Source organism: Lysinibacillus sphaericus OT4b.31, assembly GCF_000392615.1.
Classification (GTDB): domain Bacteria; phylum Bacillota; class Bacilli; order Bacillales_A; family Planococcaceae; genus Lysinibacillus; species Lysinibacillus sphaericus_B.
Window position 1 is genome coordinate 470508 of the sequence record NZ_KB933398.1, and the last position, 26293, is coordinate 496800.

Below are 26293 nucleotides of genomic sequence, written 5' to 3' on the forward strand. Positions count from 1 at the left end.
CGGAATCAAATGATTTCAATGAGTGTAATTTTAAGTATATTTTTGCCGTTTTGGCAAGGATATACTTAATTTTATTTTAGGCAAGGTTATACTTAAAAAATTCATGCATGTGATATTAGTGTGTGAAAGGAACCATAAAATTTCCGTTTGGAAACTTTATGGTTCCTTTTATCTTAAAAGACTAAACATTATTTTATTTTTTCAAATCCATAATAGTATTGCTCAATATCCATTTCTGTACAAGCTTCTCTATTCTTGGTAGTTCTTTATGACATTTGCCTTTTATAAAAAAAGAGGTCTTCTTTAACGGATGCATTAGTAAAAAGGACAGCGTCGTATAGACGTTGTCCTTAATTAAAAGTACTTTTGTTAAAACTCTTTTCTAAGTCTCCCGCTTAATTGTGCATAAATCCGAGAGATTTGCTCTTCTCATGCCCCATAGCATATTCATTAGAAATAAAGTTGTTTAAATCGATATGAATAAAATTTTTTAAAAATTGCTCTTATTTCCTTGAAGTCCTAATCTAGAAGTAAATATAGATTACTAGGTTTCATGCTGGGAAATCAAGTGATTTGTCATTCTAAAAAAATATATAAATGCTAATCATAGTGATGACGTAACATAATAACCCGACTACTCTATAAATTTACGGAGAGCTTTTGGTCAGTATCTCGAAAATCGGAGGGACTATTAAATATTATTGAGACATCGTCTAAGCTCAGTGAATTTTTACTTATTATAGACTTTATAACCTCTAAACCTATCTTCTCTGAGAACTGGTTTTTTTCTGTTGAAAGAAATCGCTCAGAAGCTTTATCATATAAAGATTTTAGCTTAGGTATTAAGTGACTGTATAAATAGATAATAAAGAAAATATCATTATCCTCAGCATCAAGAAGTTTCAATTTTTGTGATTGACTTACATAAATCTGTGTATTAGACTCATAATCAATTGCGAAAACAATGTCTATATCTTCGTTTCGAAGTCTAGCGGTAATTGTCCTCAATATTTCACCGTTACTTATAAAAGCTTTAGTTATAATCAGTTCCGATGTTTGATCAGAAATTCCCTTAAAGACGTTATGCTCATCTGCCGTGTTCCCGATAAACCCGCCAATATTCATCAAATTAAGACCCTCACCCAGGGAACCATTGTTTTCAATAAACTGAAAAAAGAGCCAGTTAAATAAATCTGAAGGTATCTCATATTCTTTATCAGCATTAGCTATGAAACTTGTCCCGACTAGTTGTCTTACCCTCACTTGGTGAGCATCATTTGATGAGCAAATAATTAAGTGAACAGAGTTATTAAACGACATGAAGTAGGTTACTACTTGAGTGTAATTTACTCTTTGCGTTTTCGGGAGAATATTCCCATTTGAGTCTTTTTTTCTTCTTTTTGGATATTCAATATTTGCAGTAGCACTAAAGTACTCTACACATAATTCCTTCTCTTCTTGATTTTCACCTATCGTCTGTGATTTGAGTTCATTAGGTTCAGATATATCTCCCCAAGTATAATAAAAGTTTTTCTCATCTTCTGGCAAACTACTAATTAGTTTACCGTCACGTTTTGAAACCATTAGAGGCTCAGCAAAACTTCTATTTAAAATATTTATTTTTACATCGTCCAAACTGTTTATCCCTGTCAGTTTGAACAATTTACAGGTTATTTTAGAGCTTGTCAATCTACATCCCCCTCACAGTTTACTTTCAATGGTTCATATTTAACTGATAATAGATAACCAGAAAGAGTTTTTCCAAGTTTCCCAAACTTAGTAGATACAATTACATAGTCCAAATAAGTTTCTGCACTCTTAACTCGTATTGGCTTAACTTTAAACCGCTCGTTTAATTTATGGGATTTCCCACTAAACGTTCTCCCTTTAATATCTATTTTCCCCAGCAAATCTACGGAGATCTTTCTTTCATAAATATTAAAAACCTGATTCGCTTCACAATCCCACCTATCTGAATAGGAAACATCTATTAACTCAGGGTTAAAATAAACATCCAGTGTAACTCCTAATTTTTTTATTAATAAGTTTGATAGCTGACCCTTAGGTTGAAGAGTAATTTCTATTTCAACGTCCTGGGAGTCGTATTCATAATTAGAAGGAGTAAATTTGATGGTTTCTTTTTTTCTCCCATTAATTATCGTAATAAGGGTAACATCCATCTTTTTAATTATCGAAGTAATTGCTGACCATAAATATGATATTAAAATAGAGAGTAACCCAATTAATAATGTTATTACAGCACTAAGTACAGTTTTTTTCAGTACATCATTCTCATATCCTAGCTTATCTAAAATATTGTAAATTAGATTTTGATTGCTAGTTGCTGTGAATGCAACAATTAATGTAATTACAAATGTTTTTAATAATTGAACTGCAATTTTCATACAAGCACCGCCGGACCAAAACCAAGAAAGTCTATTAATTTCTTAATATCATTAATCTCGCCTTCAGACAATTCACTATCTACTCCTAGTACACCATTTGATTTTAGAGTGATCATGTGCTTATCTTTTGATCTGAAGTATACCTGTAAAATTTGAAACTTGTGATTGTCAATTATAATATTTAATGTTTCAGGATCAATTTTTTCTCCTTGCAAAAAGGAATCAATATCAATATTATTTCCCAATTTACAATCAACTATGTTTAAATTAAATTCATTTTGCCTATTTATGAGATTTAAGAATTTATAATTAGTCATTATAAGTTGTTTTACCGAGCTATGTACAAATATTTCAAATATCTTTTCGTCCATTAACCAAGTATTATAGGATTCAGGTGAGTACTGAATCCCAAATGAATATCCATTTTTACCAACTAGAGCGGTGTCATTCAAAGATAATTGCTTATGCAAAGGGGTTGTTTTCTTGCTTGCTTGAAATAAGATTTTATAGAAATTCATGGTATTCCCCACCCCCAATCAAAAAATGTATCAGAAATAAGCCTATTTGTACGCTAAATTTAGTAATGTCACTTTTGTCAACAAAAAGTAGTTTAGCTTTTTGCCTACTCCTTTTCATGAAAAATCATATAAAATCACAACATATAGAATAAATACAATGAATATACGAAAAGCCAAACAGCAAAAAACTCAATTTGCATACTTTCATTATAAGGCAAATTTGTAAATACTGTACAATATTTAATCTTCCATAAAGTGAAATTATCCATGATTATTAATTAAGCTATTATAATTTCAAGAGAAAGTTGTTCAACAATCGGGCCATATTGTTGAATAACATTTTTCTGAATGGCAGTAACATATAAATAGAATCTCAATGAAATGCTATACTTAGGAGTGTATTGTTTTAAGCTGTTCCGCAAACGGACCAGATTGTAAAAAAAGTAGTTTATTTTGTATGGGGGATGAGATGAATGGATGTACAAATTATACAAGCACCAGTAGAACAAAAAAATGTATTAAGACACTTACTTGAATTATATACATATGATTTTAGTGAGTTTGATCCCTTGGATGTAAATGAACAGGGATTATACGGATACGAGTATTTTGATCATTATTGGACAGAACCAGAACGTTTTCCTTTTTTGATTAAGGTGAATGGAAATTATGCTGGATTCGCCTTGGTTTGTAAAATAACCCAAGAGGGCGAGAACTATGAACCTTATTTTGAGATGGCTGAGTTTTTCGTTATGAAAAAATACCGAAAAGATGGTGTTGGCAGGCAAGCTGCATTTTATTTATTTGATTCTTTTCCTGGAAAATGGAGAATCGCGGAAATGGAAGTGAACGTTCCAGCACAAAAATTCTGGAGGAAAATCATTTCTGAGTATACTAAGGGTAATTATAAAGAAATTCAAAAGGCGGATTGGGAAGGGCCAATCCAAATGTTTTTTACTGGCCAATAATCTGATGCTGTTTTATCTTTAATTTTCCGCAATCGGGCGCTTTTCTGAATAAGGAAAGCGTCTTTCTTCATGGAAAAGGCCAGATTGTGGAATAACGAATTTAAAAAATTTGAGGGAATTATGTTAAAATAGGGGTCATTGTGTTCAACCAATTAATACCTACATAAGAAGGAGTAAGATAATGCGTTCTACGAAATTAATGTTATTAGGTATCTCAATAATGATAATCTCATTATTTATTCAAAATGAAGAAGGAATTAGATTTTATGGTAACGAGATATTTATATTAGCTTTTGGTTTTATCTTGACACTAATTGGATTCTTTATTAAAGGGAAAAGTAATAACAGTTAAAGTATATATCCTAAAACGAGAATTAAATAATGAACTTCCACAATCGGGCGCATTTCTTTAGTAAGGAGGAATGCGTCTTTCTTCATTTAAGGGCCCGTTTGTTGAATAACATCGTTAAGGAAATTTAGGGTAATTATGTTAAAATTTAGGTTATATTGTGAATTAATGTACTTAAACTAACGAAACAGGTTAGTTTAAAATTTAAATGTAGATGAATCAATTTCATATCTCTGAGCCCTTTGGGCTCTAAGTTTAAAACGACAAAAAAATAGGGTACCTCCCCAAATCCTGTATAATGAGAGTTACGACACACACATTAACAGACTGGAGAGATACCCCTATGTCCATTATACGACAAGAAAGCGTCCGCCGTAGCGGAAATCAATCGTTTCATATAGGTACTTCTATTTTTAAAAGGCCAGACTGTCTACAACCTCAATCTTTTGAGGTTGTAGACAGTCTGGCCTTTTACTTGGGCATGAGGATTTTTTATGTTTAGAAGTGAACGCCTGGCTTGTCAGAAAGTTTGCAACCAGTGCCATATTTTGCTTTTAATGCACCTTTGAAATTGGTTTGTTCTAACTCAGGGTATGCCTGTTTCCATAACTCAAATACATTATGATTAGATGCTACACCGTCTTTTGTTAAACGGACGATATGAAAACCATACTCATCATTACATCTAGCTAACGGGCGATTTTCACGAACTGTAATGATACGACCGCTCGCAGTAATTTCATATAAACCTTCAAAGCCAGACACTACTCGTTTGTCTTCACGAAGCTCTGCTGTTTTTTCATCCGTTTCTACTTCAGAAGCTTCTTCAGCGGTATTTTGCGTAGGTAGATCCTCTACAATTATAAAATCCTTGTTTGAAGCTTTGTCGCTCATCGTGGCCATCACGTTCATGATTGCGCCTACATAATGCATTGGTTTTTCATTACCTTCTTCATAAACAAAAATATTATAGTCGGTTTTATTGACCTTCTTTATAATTATATTGCCTGTTGAAATAGTAAAACCGATAAATTGATTTTTATTGAGTGCTTGTAATGCTTCTTGCTTTGTTAAAATCATCATTAAATCTCCTAAAAAAATATTTTCTCTATTTTACCATAAATTAAGGTCAATTGTTTTTTTCATAAAAGGGCAACAAACATAGCTATCCTATAAAATATAAAGATGGTAATATTAAGTATTATTTGTTTTTGTAAATATTTATTAATTTTTCATGACATTTGTAAAATATTACAAAAGGAGTGTTTGTAGTTTGATTAATGTATTAGGGGGCATCGGTTTATTCTTACTCGGTATGACGATGCTTACTAACGGTTTAAAAGAGCTAGCAGGGGATGCTTTGAAAAAATGGTTGAACCGTTTTACCGGAGGCACAATTAGTTCGGTACTATCAGGCACATTGATGACGATGATAGTGCAATCCTCTACTGCGACAACGTTGATTACAATCGGCTTTGTCAGTGCGGGACTCTTAACATTTGTACAATCCATTGGGGTCATTATAGGTGCAAATATTGGGAGTACAAGTACGGGATGGATTATTTCGTTAATTGGCTTCAAGATTAATATGCAAACCATGTCACTGCCTTTCATTGCATTTGGTGTATTTGTGCAATTATTAGCACCTCGTGATGTTAAAGCAGCAGGGGGCCTTTTTACAGGCTTTGGCTTATTATTTTTAGGCATTGATGTACTTCAAGGCGGAATGGCCTCTGTACAGGATATGATTCCATTTGATTCGTTTCAGGCGGATACAATTGGAGGTAAAGTCATTTTAATCGTGTTGGGGCTTATCATGACAGTCATTATGCAGGCATCAAGTGCAGCAATTGCTGCTACATTGACGGCGTTATATGCAGGGGCTATTGACTTTGAACAAGCGGCATATTTAGTCATAGGTCAAAATATTGGTACGACCGCAACCGCACTATTTGCAGCAATTGGTGCTTCAACCGCTGCCAAGCGAACAGCGATGACGCATGTGCTATTTAACGTTGCAACAGCAATCATTGTAACACTCGGTGCCACGCTCATGTTTAAACTAACTGAATTTGTGACAATAACCATTAATAATAGCTTCGATGCAACACTAGGTATTGCAGTATTCCATACACTGTTCAGTGTTGTAGGTGCAATTATATTTGTGCCATTTGCACGGCCATTTGCACGATTAATTGAGAAAATAATTCCTGAAAAGGGCAGCTATTTAACGCGCAATCTTGATGATAGCGTAGCAAAGGTGCCAGGAGTCGCTGTGGAAGTTTCATTTAATACACTCCAGGATATAACAAGGGAATTAACAACAGTTATTGTGACGCTCATTCAAACGCAAAAGATAACAACAGAAGCTGAAATTAAGTTAAATCAAATTGATGAGGCAATTGAAAAAACGCGTTTGTTCATGGATGCCATACAATCAACATCTAAGAAAGACCGTTATAAGCATATTTCACTGTTACATGCATTGGATCATTTGTATCGTTTGGCAAAGGCACTTCGTGAACAACATCCCAATACACTTCAATTACAACCAAGATTAACGAAAAAATGGCTGACAGTGCTGGAGGAAGTGCTGATCATTATAGATGAGGATAGCCGCCTCCCAGAGATTTCGATGCTTTTACAGGAAACATCGGCTGAAATGGCAGCTGAACGACGAGATAAACGCAATGCTTATTTTGAGAACTCTGTTGGCAACATGGTAGAGTTAGAAACCGCGGTGTCGAAAGTAGAAGCATTACTGTGGATCGATCGCCTTGTCTATCACTACTGGCGTACAACTGCGCGTTTAGCAGAATATCAAACTGCGACGAAAAAAAGCCGCCATGGGGAAGCAACGAAAAATTATGCTTTAACAGATTAATAGGATGCCCGACTCTCTTTTGGTTAGAGGACGGGTATTCTTCAGATAGACGTCATTTACTATCCTTCCAATTGAATGGTCACCTCTCGGGTGGTAGTTGGACTGCTCAGGTGGGTAGCTGTTACCGCTCGGGTAACCACAGTGACCGCTCAGGTAGGAAGCACTATCGCTCGGGTAGCCACAGTGACCGCTCAGGTAGAGAGCTTTACCGCTCGGGTCCCAGCTCTAACCGCTCAGGAAATGCGCCCCATCGCTCGGGTCCCAGCTCTAACCGCTCAGGAAATGCGCCCTACCGCTCGGGTCCCAGCTCTAACCGCTCAGGAAATGCGCCCCATCGCTCGGGTCCCAGCTCTAACCGCTTCGGTAGAGAGTCTGTTATAGAAACTTTAACTATTTTCATAGGAACACACCACAACACACCATTCTAGTTTGTTATAAATACAAGGCGATACTATTATTCACATGACTGAAAGGGAGAGATGTAGATGGTTCAACATATGTTTCGTATGAATTTGACATGGTCAGAGGGAAGAAATGGTACAGGTGATTTATCTACGAGTCAATTGAACACCAAGATTTCTATTCCTCAGGAAATGAATGGACCCGGAATTGGCACGAATCCAGACGAGATGCTACTTGGTGCGGCGGCTACATGTTATTTAATTACACTGGCAACGCTATTAGAAAATTCAAAAGTACCTGTGGTGGATTTGTCGATGCAAGCAGAAGGGTTTGTAGATGTTACAAATGGTGTTTTTACATACGAGCGAATCGTTCATAAGCCCACTATACTTGTCAATGACCTAACTGATCGTGAGCACAAGCGCATATTTCGATTAGCTGAGAAGGCAGAAAAGACTTGCATGATTAGTAAAGCGTTACAAGGCAATGTACAAATTGAATGTCAAATTCAAATTGTACAAGGTTAACGCAAAAGCTCAGTAACTAAAAAAACAATCCATTTTCACCTGCAAATTTTAAAGGAGTTATTTCAGAATCATATCTGAAATAACTTCTTTTTTTTCACAATAACTGTGATTTTGCTTTGCTTGAAACAGTTCTATTAGTGCGCGAAATGAATATATAAAGTTAAGTGCTAAAAAAATGCAAAGGATGATGTATTGCACGTGCAGGCAACTGAGACTATCACATTTTACGGTCAGTATGGGAAGCGAATTTTAGATATTGTAGGGGCACTACTCTTACTTTTAATAACAATTCCTCTTATGTTAGCGGTAATCCTCATTTTATTAACTACCACAGGTCGCCCCATTTTCTTTAAACAAATTCGCACAGGCTCTGATCATCAGCGGTTTATCATTTGGAAGTTAAGAACGATGAACATTCAGGCAATCCCTGTAAATATGCCTGCGATGTGTGCTGATGGCATACCGGATGATTATTATTTTAAAACTGACCAAGATGCGCGTATTACAAAGGTGGGGGCTATTCTTCGCAAGTTAAGCATTGATGAAATTCCACAGCTCATTAACGTTTTAAAAGGGGACATGAGTATTGTCGGACCACGGCCAGATGTGCCAACAATAACAAATGCTTATAATACATTGCAGTCACGGCGTTTAGAAGTTAAGCCGGGGTTAACAGGGCTTGCTCAAATTAACGGACGCTCAACTATTTCACATGGGCAAAAAATATCATATGACATTCAATATGTTGATAATTTTTGCTTTTGGATGGATTTAAAAATCGTTGTCAAAACCTTAGTCGTAGTGTTAGCGAGAACAGGTGCTTACTAATAAAAAGTGGGGAGGTGATGGATACTGAAAATTGTTCAACTCATAACGCGCATGGATAAAGTAGGAGGCGCGCAAAAGCATGTAGAGGCACTTGCAATAAAATTAAAACAAGATGCTCACGAGGTAACGATAGTAACGGGCTTATATGATGAATCGCTGTGGCGTTTGCAAGATGAAGAAATTAATGTTATCAGTATACCTGCTATGCAACGAGCGCTGCATTTATCGAAAGATATACAGGCACTGTGGCAATTGAGATCTGCTTTAAAAATTATAAAACCCGATGTAATCGCGGCTCATTCTTCAAAAGCAGGTGCCATTGGGCGTATAGTGGGTAAATTTTTACGTATTCCCACAGTTTTTACTGCCCATAGCTGGAGCTTTACAGACGGGGTTCCACCAAAAAAGAAACTTATGTATCGGCAGCTTGAAAAAACAGTGCAACCGTTAACGACGACCATAATTACAGTATCTGAGTATGATCGTAAGCTAGCTCTTACAAAAGGTATAGCTCCTGCCCATAAATTAACGACGATTCATAATGGCATCGAGCAATTAAGCGAGTGCGTTACACAAAGTAAAAACAGTCTAGAATATCCGCTGATTATGATGGTTGCTCGTTTTGAAGTGCCAAAAAGGCAAGATGCACTATTGGAAGCATTGATAGAACTAACAGAAGTGCCGTGGCGGATTCAGTTTATCGGTGAAGGTTCACGACGTCCGGCACTTGAAAAATATGTTGCAGATAAAGGTTTTACAGACCGTGTAGCGTTTTTGGGCAATCAAACAGAAGTCACAGAACTGCTCGCAAGAAGTCAAATATTCGTTTTATTGTCGGACTGGGAGGGGCTACCGATTTCAATTATCGAGGCTATGCGAGCTGGGCTCCCTATCATTGCAACGAATGTAGGGGGCGTAAGAGAGCTAGTCACCGATAACGTCAATGGTTATTTAATTGACCGTGATGATAAAGAATTGCTTAAACAAAGAATGACACAATTACTAACAGATGAAACACTACGTCAAAAAATGGGAGATGCAAGTGAACGTCGCTTTTTAAGAAATTTTACATTCTCACCGATGTACCAGAAAACATTATATGTTTATGAACAGGCCGTCTTAAAGTTAGCTAAGAAAGGTGATTAAAGTGCAATTAATACGTATTAGAACTGATGATGAGCTTACATTATATAAGGAAATCTGGGATAACATTTTAGCGAGTGAACATAATGATAATCCGTTTATTGAATATGCTTGGTTTTATAATTGGTGGAAATTCATCGGAAATAAAGAGCGAGTGGAGTTATATGCTGTTAAAAAAGAAGACGATATCATCGCTTTTTTCCCATTCACTGTGCGAAAGCAATGGGGGGTTGTCATGTATGCTTTTGCAGGTGAAAATACGGCTAATTATTCAGGTATAGTAGCGCGTAATAAGTGGAAATTACCGACTGCAACCTTTGTGTTTGAGGAAATAATAAAAAAGCACCGCCATCTCATCTTTTCGTTTCATGGATTATTGGAGAGTGGTGAATCTTCGAAGGTAATTGAACAATATTTCGTTGAAAAGCAGATACAACCAAGTATTTTTCGGGTAATAACACCGTATCTTGCCTTTAACGAAATAGATTTTTCAAGTTATTTTAATAACCGCCGCAAGATGCATGGGGTAGATAGACGAGAAAGAAAGCTACGAAACTTAGGCGCCTTGAGTAGTAAAATTCCGGAACCGAATGAGCTGTGGCAGATGTTCAGCTTGTTTGATAGACGTTGGGCCAAAAAGGTAGATACGAGCAGTTTCACGAAAGGAAAGAAAAAGGAGTTTTTCGAGCATCTAACACTTCTTACAGGTGATGCGTTGAAAGTAGATATACAGGCTTTGGTGTTTGAAAATCAGTGGATTGCTTTCACATACGGGTTTTGCTGTCGAGGACGATATGTGTCTTATGTACTTGGACACGAGCCGAATTTTAATTCATTTGGGGCCGGTCGTATTGTGAATCAACATATGATAAAGCGCTCCTTTAATGAGGGCTATAGCAAATTTGATATGAGCATTGGCTATGAGCCTTATAAGTTTGATTGGCGTTCAGGCATAGATTTTACAAGGCATTTGATTGTCAGCAGCGGTTCGAGGCGTGCAAAGCTTGTAAAAAGTGGTTTTGCACTAAAGGAACGAATAAAGGAAACGTTAAAACGTAACCAACGGATGGTGGAGTGGAAACGTAATACACTTGGGCAATTGCGTTATTTAGTAAAGTATGGAAAAGGAAAAGATTGGCTAGAATATGGACAACGATTCGTAGAAAAGTTTTTTCGTTTTAAGCAAGTAGATTTATTTGAATTACCCCCCACAGATAGTGAAACACCACTTCGACCTGTCGGGCAGTTGTTTGAGGAAATGTCAATTCAAGAGGCCATACATCTCGATCAGGAAGTAATTATTTCCTTGTTCTATCAGGGGTATACAATCTACAAAGATTCTTTTGCGGAGACGAGTAAGCCTGCGTTTGCATTGCACACGGATAACTGGCGTGTAGACACTTTGCACATTGTTGAATCTTTGCCTAAGCAGACCTATTTTTTAACATATGATGTCTATAAAAATATCGATATTATTACAGCCTTCTTTCAAAAAATAAAACCAGCACACACACTTTGGGTAACAGCAAGCATTTGGCAATGGCGAAAGCGTAAACGATTGCAGCAACTAGGCTATAAACGAATTTCTCGAATGAAACATTTCAAATGTGCTCGCTATGAGCGAAAACATGTGGAAAAATACACAGAGAGTGGGGGCGATGTTCATTCTATCCATTAGAAGTAAGCGATGGAATATCGCAATGCAGCATATTTATTTTGCAGAGAAACCAGCCAATATTAGAAAGCCAATGAACCTTGTATGTCATACACATTCACTTGTGCCGAGTCGCAAGCTTGCCAAAAGCGAAACTGTTCATATTAGACTAACAGATAATGAGCGTACCATGTATGCAGCATTGTCGAAGAACAATCAAAAAATGCTCCGCCGTGCACAGCAAGAAGCTTATCAAATGCTTTTATATGAAAAACCATCAGAGGAGAATTTGCGTGCATTTCAACACTTTTATAATAATTTTGCCAAAAGGAAAAAACTTGAGCAACTGAGTAAATCTCACATGGAGTCTATTTCGTTGATAAATAACAAAGGAGCTTTGTTATTATCCGAGTCACGTAGCAATTGTGGACAAACACTATGCTATAGACTGGATATTGTCCACGCTAATAAAGCCATGTCTTATTATGTGGCGACTTGTCACCCTTCATCAATGCCTGCACATTTAAAGCGACCTATACGATATGCTAACCGCTTCTTGCTATGGCATAATTTATTGCATTTAAAGCAACAAGGCTGTTTGGTGTACGATATGGGAGAGTTGACAGATATAAAAAATATTCGAGAATTTAAGCTTAGCTTTGGAGGACAAGTTGTAGATGTTTATTCTGGTTTCATTGCACAATCGAAAATCAGTGCTTTGTTACTGGGCGTGCAAAAGTGGAGGAAACAGCAATTAAAGTAAAAAGTGGTGGGTTCGTTATTTCTTTGGATTTTGAGCTGAACTGGGGTGTCCATGATGTGTTTAAACATGGACAATATGATGAAAATTTATATGGAGTACGCCATGCATTGCCTAAAATACTTACATTATTTGAGCAATACGGCATTCATGCAACGTGGGCAACGGTGGGTTTATTGTTTGCAGAAACGAAGGATGAAATGGCACATTATTTGCGAGGAATCCCAGTAAAATATGATCAAATACGCTTTGCAGCGCATTTGCAGCTTGCCAATGTAGGCGAAAATGAGCAAGAGGATTCTTTACATTTTGGCAAATCCTTAATTGAAGCAATCATTTGTACACCGCATCAGGAAGTGGGTACCCATACGTTTTCACATTACTATTGCTTGGAGAATGGTCAAACAGAAGATAATTTTCGAGCAGATTTGCAGGCAACAACAATGATAAGTGCAGATTATATCGCACCTATGAAATCTATTGTTTTCCCTCGCAATCAGGTGAACAGCAGTTATTTCGAGGCATGTCTGGAAGCGGGACTTGTATGCTATAGAGGAAATGAAGCACACGCATTATACAGCCCTAAAAAGTTCACAAAAAAAAATAGGCTATTGGGTGCGATGAAATGGCTAGACAGCTATGTTAATATAACAGGCAATCATTTAATACGATTGGAAGAAATGAAGAACGAAGGATTCGTTAATGTACGTTCGAGCGCATTTTTAAGACCATACTGCAAGCGACTGTGGATTTTAGAAGGACTAAAGGTAAGACGAATTAAGGAAGGAATGCTTGCCGCTGCAAAGGCAGGAGCTTTTTATCATTTATGGTGGCATCCGCATAATTTCGGCAAGCATACAGAAAAAAATTTAGCTATGCTGGAGGAGCTTTTACGATATTATCGAGAACTACAAACAAAATATAATTTCCAAAGCTATTCTATGCATGAGGTAGCACTGCTTTGTAAGCAATAACATTTCTAAACAGAATGTTATTGCTTTTTTGTATCCCGCAGTAACGGTCAGTAAGCTGCCACCTCAAGTGGAGAGGTAACAACGAGTGAACGGAGTGGACGAACAACTGACCGTAACAGCCCGATTCGTTCAACTACCAAGCAGTGGGAAATGAGAACCCCCACTGCTTGAGTTTCACTGTATCCCGCAGTAACGGTCAGTAAGCTGCCACCTCAAGTGGAGAGGTAACAACGAGTGAACGAAGTGGACGAACACCTGACCGTAACAGCCCGATTGGTTCAACTACCAAGCAGTGGGAAATGAGAACCCCTCACTGCTTGAGTTTCACTATATACGGTCAAATGTTGGGGATATTTTGTGAGAATAAGAGGAAAAATGCCGAAGGATGACGAAATTGAAGATAGAAGATAAGCCTTAGTATATAGGGGGAGTTAGGGATGAAGGGAATGTCTCAGAAGCCAATTTGGATTCAAAATATTTCACAATTAGTGACACTGGCCAGCGATAAAAAAGGGCCACGTGTACGGGAAGAAATGCGAGAGCTCGCTATAATTGAGGGTGGGAGTGTATGGATTGAAAATGGCTTGATTCAAGATTTGGGTACGACACGTGAAATGATTCTAAAATATATACATCGAGCAGAAGAAGCTGACATTGTAGATGCAACCGGAAAGATTGTTACACCAGGATTAATAGATCCTCATACGCATGTTGTTTTTGGGGGCAGCCGTGAGCATGAATTTGAGATGCGTTTAGAAGGTGCGAGTTATATGGATATTATGAATGCTGGAGGTGGTATTCATGCAACAACACGAAAAATGCGCACACTATCAGAAGAACATATTTTCAACCAGACTGCGAGAAGGTTGGACTTATTTTTACAGCATGGTGTCACGACACTCGAAAGCAAAAGTGGCTACGGGCTGGACCTAGAAAATGAGTTAAAGCAATTACGTGTAATGCGAAAATTGCATGAAAAGCATCCAATGGATATTGTCCCAACCTTTATGGGAGCACATGCGGTGCCAGAGGAGTATAGGGAGAACCCAGATAAGTACGTCCATTTAGTCATCGAAGAAATGATCCCAGCAGTTGTTAAAGAGGATCTTGCAAAATTCATTGATGTATTTTGCGAAGTCGAAGTCTTTACCCCAGAGCAATCTGAGCAAGTTTTACTAGCTGGCAAGGAATATGGGCTTATTCCAAAAATTCATGCGGATGAAATAGAAGAAAATAAAGGTGCGTATGTCGCAGCAAAGGTAGGGGCTATTTCTGCAGAGCATTTATTAAAAGTATCAGATGAAGGGATTGAAGAGCTTGCAAAATCAGGTGTTATCGCTTGTTTATTGCCAGCAACGGCACTGTATTTAGGAGAGAAGCCGGCACGTGCACGAGACATTATCGATGCTGGTGTACCTGTGGCCATTTCTACAGATTGTAACCCAGGGTCATCCCCGACAATCTCATTGCCACTTGTCATGAACTTAGCTTGTATTACGATGAAAATGACACCAGCAGAAAGCTTATGCGCCGCTACGTATAATGCTGCTTGTGCTCTTCAAATTGAGGATCGTGTTGGCTCGATAGAAGTAGGGAAGCAAGCAGACATTGTACTATGGGATGTGCATAATCATCAAAAGTTACATTATATTTTCGGTGTTAACCATGTGAAAACAGTATGGAAAAAAGGCGTAAAGGTGGTCGGTTAAATATGTTCATTCAACCTGAATGGCTTTGGAAGCAAGAAAATGGCTCAGGCATGCATCAATGGATAAAACAAAAAGAAAATCCACATCCGAGTGATGTTGATGTCATTGTATATGGAGCATTATTCTCATATGCAAATGAGCCATCTCAAAAAGCACAGTATGCACATGCTTTTCGCAAGGCATGGTCAAGCTTTCAATCTTATAATCTAGATGAGCAAGTGGATTTACGTGCACTGGCTGTCGTTGATATCGGTGACGTCGCTTTTCATGCGACAGATAAGATGCTCTCAGAATCGGCTATTGAGGCTGCAGCAGAAAACTTAAGTATCGCCTATCAGAAAAGCTTTACCTGCCTTATTGGTGGAGATCATACGATAACAGCTTGTTCCCTACGTGGCATAAAAAATGCCTTCCCGCAGGAACGGATCGGTGTTATTCAAATTGATACACATTTAGATGCAAGGAATCAAGAGGAAATTGGGCTAGCAATGGATTCTCCTATACAGCAGCTGATAGCAGCAGGTGTGGTGGAAGGAAAGCATATTTATAATGTAGGCTTGCATGGATTTTTCAATTCACCGGAGATGATTCATTATGCACGTGAACAAGGTATTCATATGATTACCTTAAAGCAAATGCGTCGGGATGGTATACAGCTTACCATTCATGAAATGCTTCGTCAGCTAATGTTCGAGGTAGACCGTATTTATGTATCAGTTGATCTGGATGCACTTGATATCACGTTTGCACCTGATGTACCTGCTGCGACACCGGGGGGATTAACGGCTTATGAATTATTTGATATTGTAAAGCTCATTGGCGAAAATGAAGGTGTGCGTCATATTGATTTTGTCTATGCGGACCCTAAAGAGGGACAGTTACGCATAGAGACGGTGAAAACGGGTGTGACTGCATTCTTACAATGGGTTACAGGTATTCAACTTGATCATCGGCATCGCATCTCGAAAAAATGAAGAGCAGGCTATGGGTACAATCCATAGCCTGCCTATTTTATGTGATACCGTTTTTACGTGCTAGGGTAACAATCCTTGCATCATCATTAGGTAGACCCTGTAGCAAGTCCATTAAAATGTTTGCGCCAAGCATGCTATAAACAGTACCGTTGCCCCCATGTCCAAGTAAATAATAGTAGTGAGGGTGATCGGGATGTTCACCTATATATGGTAGATAATCTATTGAATCTCCGAAGGTTGCACAATAACTGTAATCTATTTTCACATCAACTTGAGGGAATAGCTCATGCAATAATCCAAGTAGCTTATTTGATTGTTTTTCCAGTTTTGCCTCTGATTTTGGTACTTTAGCTTTATCTTCATCAAGACCTCCGACTATTATCCGATTGTCTGGCGTTGTGCGCATATACAAATAAGGACGCTTCGTTTCCCATATGAGTGATTGTTCATACCATGGTTTAAAATTATCGATAGCATTGGTCACAATAGCATACGACCGTTTTAAATTCGTGCCTTTTAACTGACCATAAGGTAGATTTTGATAGCCAGTAGCGAAGATTACATTGCGTGTAGCAAATTGACCGTTAATGGTATGCAAAATAGTGCCCTCATTTGTATCTTCTAACACATTGACCATAATATTTGTGTAAATATGGAGACCTTTTTGTTGGCATTGCTCTGCAAGACACTGAACGAACTTTACAGGATTAAATTCAGCATCATTCAATGTAACAAGGGCGCCATCTTTTTCAAAGCCAAGGCGCTCTTTTATAATAATGTCATTCCAATACTCACAAGGGAATCCATGTGTATGCAACGCTTTAAATTCACGTAACAACTTGGTCGTATCACGAGTTTTACTAGCAAAGCAAATACTTTGTCGGCGTCGAAAATCTGCTTGGTCAGGTAGTGTTTGAGCAATCGTTTCAATATCTAGAATGGCTTCATAGCACATGCTATAAAAACGAACCGCATTTTTTTCGCCAATTTGCTCAATTAGTTCATGCAACATAATGTCATTACTATAGTGTAAAATTCCTGTGTTAGCGGCAGTACTGCCCATTGCAATGTCCTCTTTTTCAATCAGGGCAACTTTTAGACCTGCTTCTAAGCATGCGTGTGCAGCTAGAAAACCAGCTATGCCACCCCCGATAATAATGACCTCATAAAAAGGTGCAATCGGATTTTTTATAATAGAAAGGTCGTTGTCAGTAGTCGTTGGCCAATATAAAGTCCCACTATGAATTTTCATATTAATAATCCCCCTTATATTATCTTTTATGATTCATTCCCATTTAAAGCACAGTTCAATCATTGTTGATATAATAAAGGAATGTTGGATAGAAAGGATTTTTAATGATGACAACTAAACCAAAACTTTTAATTGTAGATGGCATGGCTTTATTATTCCGGTCATTTTTTGCTTCAGCAGCAATGGGACATTTTATACGCCTAGAAGACGGTACACCAACTAATGGTGCGCAAGGGTTTGCACGACATGTATTGACAGCACAGTCGATCATGCAACCAACACATATAGCAGTATGCTGGGATATGGGTTCACATACGTTTCGTAATGAATTATATGATGGGTATAAAGCGAATCGCCCTGCACCACCAGAGGAAATGCTGCCGCAATTTGATATGGCGAAGACCCTATCTGAACAAATTGGTTGGCAAAACTTTGGTGTTACTGGTATGGAAGCCGATGATGTAATTGGTTCAATGATTTCGAAATGGCAAGACTTTGCTGATATAACAGTCATTAGTGGTGATAAGGATTTATTGCAACTGTTAACGCCTTCAACAAAGATTGCCTTTACCAAAAAGGGTTACTCGGAGTACGATGTGTACACGCATGCACGATTTATAGAGGAATACGGTATTGAACCAATGCAGTTTGCACAGGTTAAGGCCTTTATGGGTGATACAAGTGATGGTTATCCTGGAGTAAAAGGTATTGGGCCGAAGCAAGCATTGACGCTTATTCAAACATACGGTTCGATCGATAAGGTTATTGCTTCTTTAGAGGAGCTAAAGCCAGGGCAACGTACTAAAATTCAAGATAATGTTGATATGCTGAGATTATCGCACGAACTCGCGACGATTCAAACAAATGTACCAATAGAAGCCGAGTTTACGAGTTTAGCAGTGCCAGGTTACGAGCAACATACATTTAAAGCGTTAGAAGAGCGAGGTTTTACCTTAATCGCTAAGCAGGCACGCACATTATATTCACTTAGTTAGGAGCAATTTTAACAAAGCGTAAAACGTGCTTGTTATCTTTAAAAAAGGTGGTACGTATTGTACTATCACGATCGGGACCACCATTATCATGGAAAATTAATAATAGCTCATCGTTGTAGATTTCATAGCCAATGAGAGGTACCCAATGATAGGCATAAGCAGATTTTTTATCGCGCCATTGCCAGCTAAAATAACGGTCGAAACGCATCGCTACAGAGCGACCTTCATCGATTTCCTTCATCGCTTCTTTTATTGAACAGTCGCGAATCTCCCATGTTGGAAACATCTTGCGAAGATTATAGATTAAGCGCCATTTAAAGAGACCAATTTTGGTACCACCAAGCATTTTGTACAGTTCGTTGATAGCAGGCGTTTTTTTGTTTACCTGTAAGTATTGTAATATGACATGAACAGTTGTTGGCCCACAGGCAGAATTACGATAGTTTGGTGAAATAGATGCATCATATTGTGATTTTCCTTGTAAAGGTAATTGACAGCGCATAAATAGCTCCTTTCAAAAAATAGCTGCATTTCTAATGAAGAAATGCAGCTACTTTTTTATTACTTGGCTCTCGCAGCAGATAGTAGAACCTAAAAATGATTATTGAGCAGATAGAAACTCGATTACTTGCTGCGGCGATTTAGCGTTTGCACTATGTAAATGTGCTAATTTTTCGCCATTTTGGAATATTAATAAGCTTGGAATACCCATAACATCATATTTTTCTGCAATATCTGGAAGCTCATCACGGTTAAGCTCGTACCAGTCGTATTGATTGTATTCTTCGATAATTGGGTCGATGAACATATTCATACGTGTGCAGTCGGGGCACCAGCCAGCGTAAAATTTCACAAGGACCTTTTGCTCGCCAGAGATAAGCTCGTTAAATTGTTCTGTAGTTGTAATTGTTTTCATTAGTATTTCACTCTCCTTGTTTAACATTCTACACATTTTTTCTTAATCCTGAAAGTTTTCTGTTTGCGCTTATTGGGACGCTACTTATTGTCGTGTTTTCGCTCGTAAATAACGAAAAAAGTTGTATATTGCGAAAAAAATTAGAGAAAAAAGATTGCTAAATTTAACAAAATAATCTACACTAAAAACAGAAAAAGTAGTTTTATCTTCATTCAGCGGAAGACTTGGACCACGATAGGTGAAAGGTGAATACTAGTTAATTTTTTATTCATCATGTGTCAAAACGCCAACTGAACGAAGATAAGCCTCAGATGTATTTCACAGATTTTTATGCGCGAAAGCGGTAAATCTTGAATTGGGCTAGCCGAATTCAACTTCTGAAAAAAATGCGTCAAGGCAAATTTGATTTTTTTTGGCCAAAAAATGAATGGCTATTCATTCAATGGGAGAATAAGGGGGAATTGCTTGTGACTTACAACATTAAAAAGGCAGCTGTTCTAGGTTCTGGTGTAATGGGTTCTGGAATTGCAGCACATTTAGCAAACATTGGTATTCCAACATTATTATTAGATATCGCGCCGAAAGAACTAACGAAAGAGGAAGAAGCAAAGGGACTTACTCTCGAGCATCCAGCTGTGCGTAACCGCTTTGCGCAAGGAGCTCTTCAAAAGTTAGTGAAGCAAAAGCCGGCACCACTTACTTCTAAGAAAAATTTATCACTATTATCGGTAGGCAACTTTGAGGACGATTTAGAAAAGCTAAAGGACGTCGATTGGATTATTGAAGTAGTCGTTGAAAATTTAGCAATCAAGCAGAACTTATATGAAAAAATTGATGCTGTGCGTAAACCAGGTACAATCATTAGCTCGAATACATCGGGAATTAGTATTAATGCAATGGCGGAAGGACGTTCAGAAGATTTCCAAAAGCATTTCCTAGGAACGCATTTCTTCAATCCGCCACGTTATTTAAAATTACTTGAAGTGATCCCAGCAAATACGACAGCACCTGAAGTGATTAATTTTATGAAGGCATTTGGTGAAGACATCCTTGGAAAAGGTGTTGTCCTGGCTAAGGATACGCCAAACTTCATTGCTAACCGCATTGGGACGTATGGTTTACTTGTCACTTTACAAGAAATGGTGAAAGGTGGCTATTCAGTCGGAGAAGTAGATTCTGTAACAGGTCCACTAATTGGTCGCCCGAAATCCGCAACCTTCCGCACACTAGATGTTGTCGGTCTAGATACATTCATTCATGTAGCGAAAAATGTGTATGACCAAACAACAGGTGAAGAGCAACAGGTGTTTACAGTGCCGGAATTCCTGCAAAAAATGGTAACGAATGGCTGGCTAGGGGCGAAATCAGGGCAAGGTTTCTTCGTGAAAAAAGGCAAAGAAATATTAGAAATTGACCCAAATACGCTGGAGTATAGTCCAACAAAAAAATTACAAACACCTGCTATTGAATTAGCAAAACAGGCACGTGGTCTAGCAAACAAAGTCAAGGCTTTGACCTATGCGAAGGATCGTACAGGGGAATTATTATGGAGTATCTTCGCACCAACATTAATTTACTCTGCACAGCTACACGGTGAAATTGCTGATGATATTGTAGCCATCGACAATGCCATGAAATGGGGCTTCGGCTGGCAACAAGGTCCATTCGAAATTTGGGACGCAATCGGCGTTAAAGAATCCGTGGCAAAAATGGAAGCGGAAAATCGTGTAGTACCAACGTTCGTCAAAGATATGTTAGCGAATGGCTTTGATACTTTCTACTCTGAAATCGATGGTAATCTAGCGTACTACAATGGTACAGAATACGTGAAAGTACCAGTAAATGAAAAAGAATTTAACCTAAAGCGCTATAAGAAAAAGCACGGCGTTATTAAGTCAAATACAGGTGCCAGCTTAATAGATTTAGGTGATGGCATTGCATTGCTAGAGTTCCATTCTCAATCCAATGCTATTGGCTTAGATATCATTCAAATGATTAACTTCGCGATTGATGAAGTAGAAGCTAACTATAAAGGCTTAGTCATCGGTAACCAAGGCAAAAATTTCTGTGTGGGTGCTAATCTAGGTATGATTTTAGTAGAAGCACAGGATGATAACATTTTTGAACTCGATTTCGTCATAAAAGCTTTCCAAGATGCGATGCAAAAAATCAAGTACTCTCGCAAGCCTGTTGTTGCGGCACCATTTGCAATGACGCTTGGTGGAGGCGCAGAGGTTTGCTTGCCGGCTGCACATATCCAAGCAACGATGGAAACTTATATGGGCTTAGTGGAAGTTGGCGTAGGATTAATCCCTGGCGGTGGAGGTAATAAAGCGCTTTACCAAAAATTCATCAAAGGCTTACCAAATGGCGTTGAAGTAGACTATCAAAATATTGCGAATAAAGTCTTTGAAACAATTGCAATGGCAAAAGTCTCTACATCAGGGGAAGAAGCGCATGTTAATAACTTCCTAGATTTTGCAGATGGTATTTCGGTCAATCCGGATCACCAAATTTATGATGCAAAGCAAGCTGCATTAGCACTATATGAAGCGGGCTACCAAGCACCAGTGCCAGCAAAAATCCCTGTTGTAGGTGCATCAGGTTATGGAACGCTACTAATCGGCGCACAAGGTATGTTTGAATCAGGCTTTATTAGTGAGCATGATTTGAAAATTGCGAAAAAGTTAGCTTATGTTATCGCGGGTGGAAAAGTTCCATATGGCACATTAGTTGATGAACAATACCTATTAAATCTTGAGCGTGAGGCTTTCTTAAGCTTAGTAGCTGAACCACTGTCACAACAAAGAATGCAACACATGCTTTTAAAAGGAAAGCCACTTCGCAACTAATGAAGACTTTAATGACTAAATTTTGCACAGGACACAAAGGGGGATTTATAGAATGCGTGAAGCCGTTATTGTAGCAGGAGCACGAACTCCTATTGGAAAAGCGAAAAAAGGTTCTTTAGCAACAGTTAGACCAGATGATTTTGGGGCAATCGTTGTCAAAGAAACATTAAAAAGAGCGGGTTATGAAGGGCCGGTAGATGATTTAATATTAGGCTGTGCGATGCCAGAAGCAGAACAAGGAATGAACGTAGCACGGAGCATCGGGGCGCTTGCGGGATTACCAGATGCAACACCTGCTCTAACGATTAACCGATTTTGTTCTTCGGGTTTACAAGCAATTGCTTACGCTGCTGAGCGCATTATGCTTGGCCATTCAAAGGCGATTCTTGCAGGTGGCGTTGAATCGATGAGTATGGTACCAATGGTGGGCAATACACCTCGTTTAAATCCGGCATTAGCTGAAACTGCACCACAATATTACATGGGGATGGGGCATACAGCTGAGGAAGTGGCACGTCAATACAATGTAAGTCGTGAAGATCAGGATGCTTTTGCTGTACGTTCACATGAGCTAGCAGAAAAAGCCATTAAAGAAGGTAAGTTCAATGATGAAATCGTGCCTATCGAAGTGGAACAACATTATGTGGACGACAATAATAAACCACAAGTAAAGAAATTTACATTCAGTAAGGATGAAGGTGTACGTCCTGGTACATCTGTCGAAGGTTTAGCGAAGCTTCGTCCAGCATTCCATGTTAAAGGAAGTGTTACAGCAGGGAACGCTTCACAAACTTCTGATGGAGCAGCGGCTGTGCTAGTTATGGATCGTGAGGAAGCCGAAAAGCAAGGAATGACACCAATGGCGAAGTTTTTAGGCTTTGCAGTTGGCGGTGTGCCACCTGAAGTAATGGGGATTGGTCCAATCGTAGCTGTTCCAAAAGCGCTTGAAATTGCAGGTCTTTCTATCGAAGATATTGATCTGTGGGAAATTAACGAAGCATTTGCCTCACAATCATTACAGGTTGTACGTCATTTAGGTATCGACCAAGAGAAGGTCAATGTAAATGGTGGAGCAATTGCATTAGGACACCCGCTAGGCGCAACAGGTGCAATTTTAACATTGAAGCTAATTCATGAACTAAAACGTCAAGGCAAGAAGTATGGTGTCGTGACAATGTGTATCGGCGGCGGTATGGGCGCTGCTGGCGTATTTGAAATAGTATAAGGTTACTAGTTAAGCTCGGGGTCTGGCGTTTTCGGTTGCCTCCGAACAAAATACTCCGAGCTTTTCTATATATGAGATTGTAATTGTGTGAAAATTGTGTGAGTGCCAGGCACCATAAAAATAGGAGGAATTTAAAATGACAGAAAAAACAACGGATATCATTAAAGGCGGCGGATTTATCATTGAAGACGTGGAATTAGATCGTGTATTTACACCTGAAGATTTCACAGATGAGCACAAAATGATTGCAAAAACGACTGAAGAGTATGTAGCAAACGAAGTATTACCTGTCGTTGAAAACTTAGAACATCATGAATTCGAACATTCAGTACGTTTGTTAAAAAGCGCTGGTGAGCTTGGTTTATTAGGCGCAGATGTTCCTGAGGAATACGAAGGTCTTGGCCTAGACAAAGTTTCTTCTGCATTAATCGCAGAGAAAATGTCAGTAGCAGGTGGTTTCTCCATTACGCATGGTGCGCACGTTGGAATTGGTTCATTGCCAATCGTACTTTTCGGAAACGAAGAACAGAAGAAAAAGTATTTACCAAAGCTTGCTTCAGGTGAATTAATTGCAGCATATGCATTAACAGAACCAGGTTCAGGGTCTGATGCACTAGGTGCGAAAACGACTGCAAAACTAAATGCTGCAGGAACACATTTTGTATTAAACGGTGAAAAACAATGGATTACAAACGCTGGCTTTGCGGATGTATTTGTTGTCTATGCAAAAATCGATGGCGATAAATTCTCAGCATTTATCGTAGAACGTGCTTATAATGGCGTTTCTGTAGGTCCAGAGGAAAAGAAAATGGGCATTAAATCTTCATCGACTCGTACATTAGTACTTGAAGATGCGGAAGTACCAGTTGAGAACTTATTAGGCGAAGTTGGTCGTGGCCACGTGATCGCATTCAACATCTTAAACATCGGTCGTTATAAATTAGGTGTGGGAACAATCGGTGGGTCAAAACGCGCCTTAGAGCTTGCCATTCAGTATACAAATCAACGTCAGCAATTCAAAACGAAATTATCTGACTTCAATTTAACAAAAGAAAAATTATCGACTATGGCGTCTCAATTATATGCGTCAGAATCATTAAATTATCGTACAGTTGGACTATTTGAGGATCGTTTAAGCCAGTTAAGCCCTGAAGAGCAAAAGCAAGGAAAAGTGATTGCAAATGCGATTGCAGAGTATGCAATTGAATGCTCGATTGCTAAAGTTTTTGGTTCAGAAACATTGGACTACATTGCTGATGAAGCAGTGCAATTACATGGTGGCTATGGTTTCATGGCAGAGTATGAAGTAGAGCGTATTTACCGTGATTCTCGTATTAACCGTATTTTCGAAGGAACAAACGAAATTAATCGAATGATTGTACCAGGTACATTCATGAAAAAAGCATTAAAAGGCGAGCTTCCTTTGTTGCAGGCTGCACAAAATTTACAACAAGAGCTTCTGATGTTAATGCCTGAGGAAGTGGGCACAGAAGCCTTAGCACAAGAAAAATACCTTGTGAAAAATGCGAAGAAAATTGCCGTATTAGCTGCTGGTATGGCGGCACAACGCTTTGGCGCAAAACTTGATCAAGAACAAGAAGTACTTGTGAACATCGCTAATATTGCTAACCAATTATTTGCAATGGAATCAACTGTATTACGTACTGAAAAGGCCATTGCACGTGACGGTGAAGAGAAAGCACATCAAAAACTTCTTTATACACAAATCTTCTGCCAAGAGGCCTTTGCAGAAATTGAGAAAGAAGCGAAAGATACAATTCTTGCTTCAGCAGACGGAGATGCTGCACGTATGACATTGTCTGCATTACGTAAGCTAACGCGCAACAATCCATATAATTTAATCACGAAGAAACGTGAAGCTTCAGTTAAGCTAATCGAAGCAGAAAAATTCATCGTATAAAAAATATTATGAACGAGCTACGCATTATCGGTAGCTCGTTTTTTATCTTTAGACGGATAAAACTGAAAAAGTGCCGGATAGAATCGAAATACTGACGGAAAAACATGAAACAATGGTTTCATTTTGGTTCACGACAAGTATGATGGTATACTACAGAAAATGACTGTAGAGGAGCCTACATATGACGATTCAATTTATCCATTATCCAAAATGTACGACATGTAAAAAAGCGCAAAAATGGTTAACCGACAATGGTATTTCATTTGAAGAGGTACACATTGTGGAGCAACCACCAACAAAGGAACAATTAAAGAACTATTGGCAGGTAAGTGGGTTACCATTGAAAAAGTTTTTTAATACTTCAGGCATGAAATATCGGGAGCTTGGTTTGAAGGATAAACTAGCTGAAATGCCAGAAGAAGAGCAACTTACACTGCTTGCATCAGATGGTATGCTTATTAAAAGACCTATCGTAACTGATGGAGAAAAAGTGACACTCGGGTTTAAAGAATCAGATTTTGAGCAAGCTTGGAAATAACCGCCTTTATCCTTGTTTTTATGGGAGAAGTATGGCACACTGATAGTGAATATATTACATATTTATGGAGGGGTTTTTTGCATGAGCACACCTAAAGACTTACGATACTCTGAAGAACATGAATGGGTAAAAGTAGAAGACGGTAAAGTACGTATCGGTATTTCACACTTCGCACAATCTGAACTTGGAGATATCGTGTTCGTTGAGCTTCCACAAGTTGGCGATGAAATCAAAACAGATGATCCATTCGGTAGTGTTGAATCAGTAAAAACTGTTTCTGAATTATACGCGCCTATCTCAGGTAAAGTGGTTGAAGTAAATGCTGATTTAGAAGATAGCCCGGAATTCGTAAATGAATCACCATATGAAAAAGCATGGATGATCGTTGTAGAGCCTGCTGACGCATCAGAAATTGAAAAACTTATGACAGCAGATCAATACGAAGAAATGATTGCTGAATAAAGACAAGCTTGTAGCACCTGAAAACGTCGGAAAACAC

23 protein-coding genes are annotated in these 26293 nt (G+C 38.4%); 16 read left to right on the plus strand and 7 right to left on the minus strand.

Annotated features, from left to right (window positions below; genetic code table 11):
- Window positions 1-639 precede the first annotated feature (639 nt).
- Genes H131_RS22960 through H131_RS02235 form a run of 3 tightly spaced genes read right to left on the minus strand, consistent with a single transcriptional unit; the run spans window position 640 to window position 2923 of the window.
- Window positions 640-1689, minus strand: a complete 1050-nt coding sequence (locus H131_RS22960) for a hypothetical protein (RefSeq protein WP_010857418.1) — start codon at window positions 1687-1689, stop codon at window positions 640-642.
- A complete protein-coding gene (locus tag H131_RS02230; protein WP_010857419.1) occupies window positions 1686-2405 on the minus strand; it encodes a hypothetical protein in 720 nt (239 codons plus the stop codon). The genes H131_RS22960 and H131_RS02230 overlap by 4 nt, the downstream gene beginning before the upstream one ends.
- Window positions 2402-2923, minus strand: coding sequence for a hypothetical protein (locus H131_RS02235; protein WP_010857420.1), 522 nt, complete (start codon window positions 2921-2923; stop codon window positions 2402-2404). Before H131_RS02235 ends, H131_RS02230 begins: the two co-directional genes overlap by 4 nt.
- A gap of 473 nt (window positions 2924-3396) precedes the next feature.
- Here H131_RS02235 and H131_RS02240 point away from each other — a divergent pair, with 473 nt between their 5' ends.
- Window positions 3397-3891, plus strand: coding sequence for a GNAT family N-acetyltransferase (locus H131_RS02240; protein WP_010857421.1), 495 nt, complete (start codon window positions 3397-3399; stop codon window positions 3889-3891).
- 847 nt (window positions 3892-4738) lie between these two features.
- On the opposite strand, the gene H131_RS02245 is transcribed toward H131_RS02240, so the two are convergent.
- Entirely contained in the window at window positions 4739-5320 is a 582-nt protein-coding gene (locus tag H131_RS02245) for an NUMOD4 domain-containing protein (RefSeq protein ID WP_010857422.1), read from the minus strand.
- 193 nt (window positions 5321-5513) lie between these two features.
- Between H131_RS02245 and H131_RS02250 the strand changes: the two genes are divergently transcribed.
- The 9 genes from H131_RS02250 to H131_RS02295 all read left to right on the plus strand — a co-directional run bounded on the left by H131_RS02250 (window position 5514) and on the right by H131_RS02295 (window position 16095).
- Complete coding sequence (locus tag H131_RS02250; protein ID WP_010857423.1) at window positions 5514-7124, plus strand: Na/Pi cotransporter family protein; 1611 nt, start codon at window positions 5514-5516, stop codon at window positions 7122-7124.
- Window positions 7125-7609: 485 nt separating this feature from the next.
- The gene (locus H131_RS02260) at window positions 7610-8053 is read left to right on the plus strand and encodes an SACOL1771 family peroxiredoxin (RefSeq protein WP_010857424.1); all 444 of its coding nucleotides are present in this window, start codon (window positions 7610-7612) and stop codon (window positions 8051-8053) included.
- Between the two features lie 198 nt (window positions 8054-8251).
- On the plus strand, window positions 8252-8881 hold the full coding sequence (locus H131_RS02265; protein ID WP_010857425.1) for a sugar transferase: 630 nt from the start codon (window positions 8252-8254) through the stop codon (window positions 8879-8881).
- Between the two features lie 51 nt (window positions 8882-8932).
- Window positions 8933-10027, plus strand: a complete 1095-nt coding sequence (locus H131_RS02270; protein ID WP_010857426.1) for a glycosyltransferase family 4 protein — start codon at window positions 8933-8935, stop codon at window positions 10025-10027.
- Between the two features lies 1 nt (window position 10028).
- Complete coding sequence (locus tag H131_RS02275) at window positions 10029-11702, plus strand: GNAT family N-acetyltransferase (RefSeq protein WP_010857427.1); 1674 nt, start codon at window positions 10029-10031, stop codon at window positions 11700-11702.
- Window positions 11653-12441: a hypothetical protein gene (locus H131_RS02280; RefSeq protein ID WP_230491810.1), complete on the plus strand. Its 789-nt coding sequence runs from the start codon at window positions 11653-11655 to the stop codon at window positions 12439-12441. The genes H131_RS02275 and H131_RS02280 overlap by 50 nt, the downstream gene beginning before the upstream one ends.
- Window positions 12417-13412: a polysaccharide deacetylase family protein gene (locus tag H131_RS02285; RefSeq protein ID WP_230491811.1), complete on the plus strand. Its 996-nt coding sequence runs from the start codon at window positions 12417-12419 to the stop codon at window positions 13410-13412. Before H131_RS02280 ends, H131_RS02285 begins: the two co-directional genes overlap by 25 nt.
- A gap of 446 nt (window positions 13413-13858) precedes the next feature.
- A complete protein-coding gene (hutI, locus tag H131_RS02290; protein WP_036130951.1) occupies window positions 13859-15121 on the plus strand; it encodes an imidazolonepropionase in 1263 nt (420 codons plus the stop codon).
- A 2-nt stretch (window positions 15122-15123) separates the two neighbouring features.
- Entirely contained in the window at window positions 15124-16095 is a 972-nt protein-coding gene (locus H131_RS02295) for an agmatinase family protein (RefSeq protein WP_010857431.1), read from the plus strand.
- 37 nt (window positions 16096-16132) lie between these two features.
- On the opposite strand, the gene H131_RS02300 is transcribed toward H131_RS02295, so the two are convergent.
- Window positions 16133-17347: an NAD(P)/FAD-dependent oxidoreductase gene (locus H131_RS02300; protein ID WP_010857432.1), complete on the minus strand. Its 1215-nt coding sequence runs from the start codon at window positions 17345-17347 to the stop codon at window positions 16133-16135.
- A 107-nt stretch (window positions 17348-17454) separates the two neighbouring features.
- Here H131_RS02300 and H131_RS02305 point away from each other — a divergent pair, with 107 nt between their 5' ends.
- Window positions 17455-18342 carry a 5'-3' exonuclease gene (locus H131_RS02305; protein ID WP_196228854.1) on the plus strand — a complete coding sequence of 296 codons (888 nt, stop codon included), beginning with the start codon at window positions 17455-17457 and terminating at the stop codon, window positions 18340-18342.
- Here H131_RS02305 and H131_RS02310 read toward each other — a convergent pair.
- Both H131_RS02310 and H131_RS02315 read right to left on the minus strand, forming a co-directional pair.
- Window positions 18335-18844: a C39 family peptidase gene (locus tag H131_RS02310; protein WP_010857434.1), complete on the minus strand. Its 510-nt coding sequence runs from the start codon at window positions 18842-18844 to the stop codon at window positions 18335-18337. The genes H131_RS02305 and H131_RS02310 overlap by 8 nt on opposite strands.
- Window positions 18845-18943: 99 nt before the next feature.
- The gene (locus H131_RS02315; protein WP_010857435.1) at window positions 18944-19258 is read right to left on the minus strand and encodes a thioredoxin family protein; all 315 of its coding nucleotides are present in this window, start codon (window positions 19256-19258) and stop codon (window positions 18944-18946) included.
- Window positions 19259-19725: 467 nt separating this feature from the next.
- Between H131_RS02315 and H131_RS02320 the strand changes: the two genes are divergently transcribed.
- The 5 genes from H131_RS02320 to gcvH all read left to right on the plus strand — a co-directional run bounded on the left by H131_RS02320 (window position 19726) and on the right by gcvH (window position 26256).
- A complete protein-coding gene (locus tag H131_RS02320) occupies window positions 19726-22110 on the plus strand; it encodes a 3-hydroxyacyl-CoA dehydrogenase/enoyl-CoA hydratase family protein (RefSeq protein WP_036130953.1) in 2385 nt (794 codons plus the stop codon).
- 52 nt (window positions 22111-22162) lie between these two features.
- Complete coding sequence (locus H131_RS02325; protein WP_010857437.1) at window positions 22163-23335, plus strand: acetyl-CoA C-acetyltransferase; 1173 nt, start codon at window positions 22163-22165, stop codon at window positions 23333-23335.
- Between the two features lie 136 nt (window positions 23336-23471).
- Complete coding sequence (locus H131_RS02330) at window positions 23472-25256, plus strand: acyl-CoA dehydrogenase family protein (RefSeq protein ID WP_010857438.1); 1785 nt, start codon at window positions 23472-23474, stop codon at window positions 25254-25256.
- A gap of 181 nt (window positions 25257-25437) precedes the next feature.
- Entirely contained in the window at window positions 25438-25794 is a 357-nt protein-coding gene (locus H131_RS02335) for an arsenate reductase family protein (RefSeq protein WP_010857439.1), read from the plus strand.
- 81 nt (window positions 25795-25875) lie between these two features.
- Window positions 25876-26256, plus strand: coding sequence for a glycine cleavage system protein GcvH (gcvH, locus tag H131_RS02340; protein ID WP_010857440.1), 381 nt, complete (start codon window positions 25876-25878; stop codon window positions 26254-26256).
- Window positions 26257-26293 lie beyond the last annotated feature (37 nt).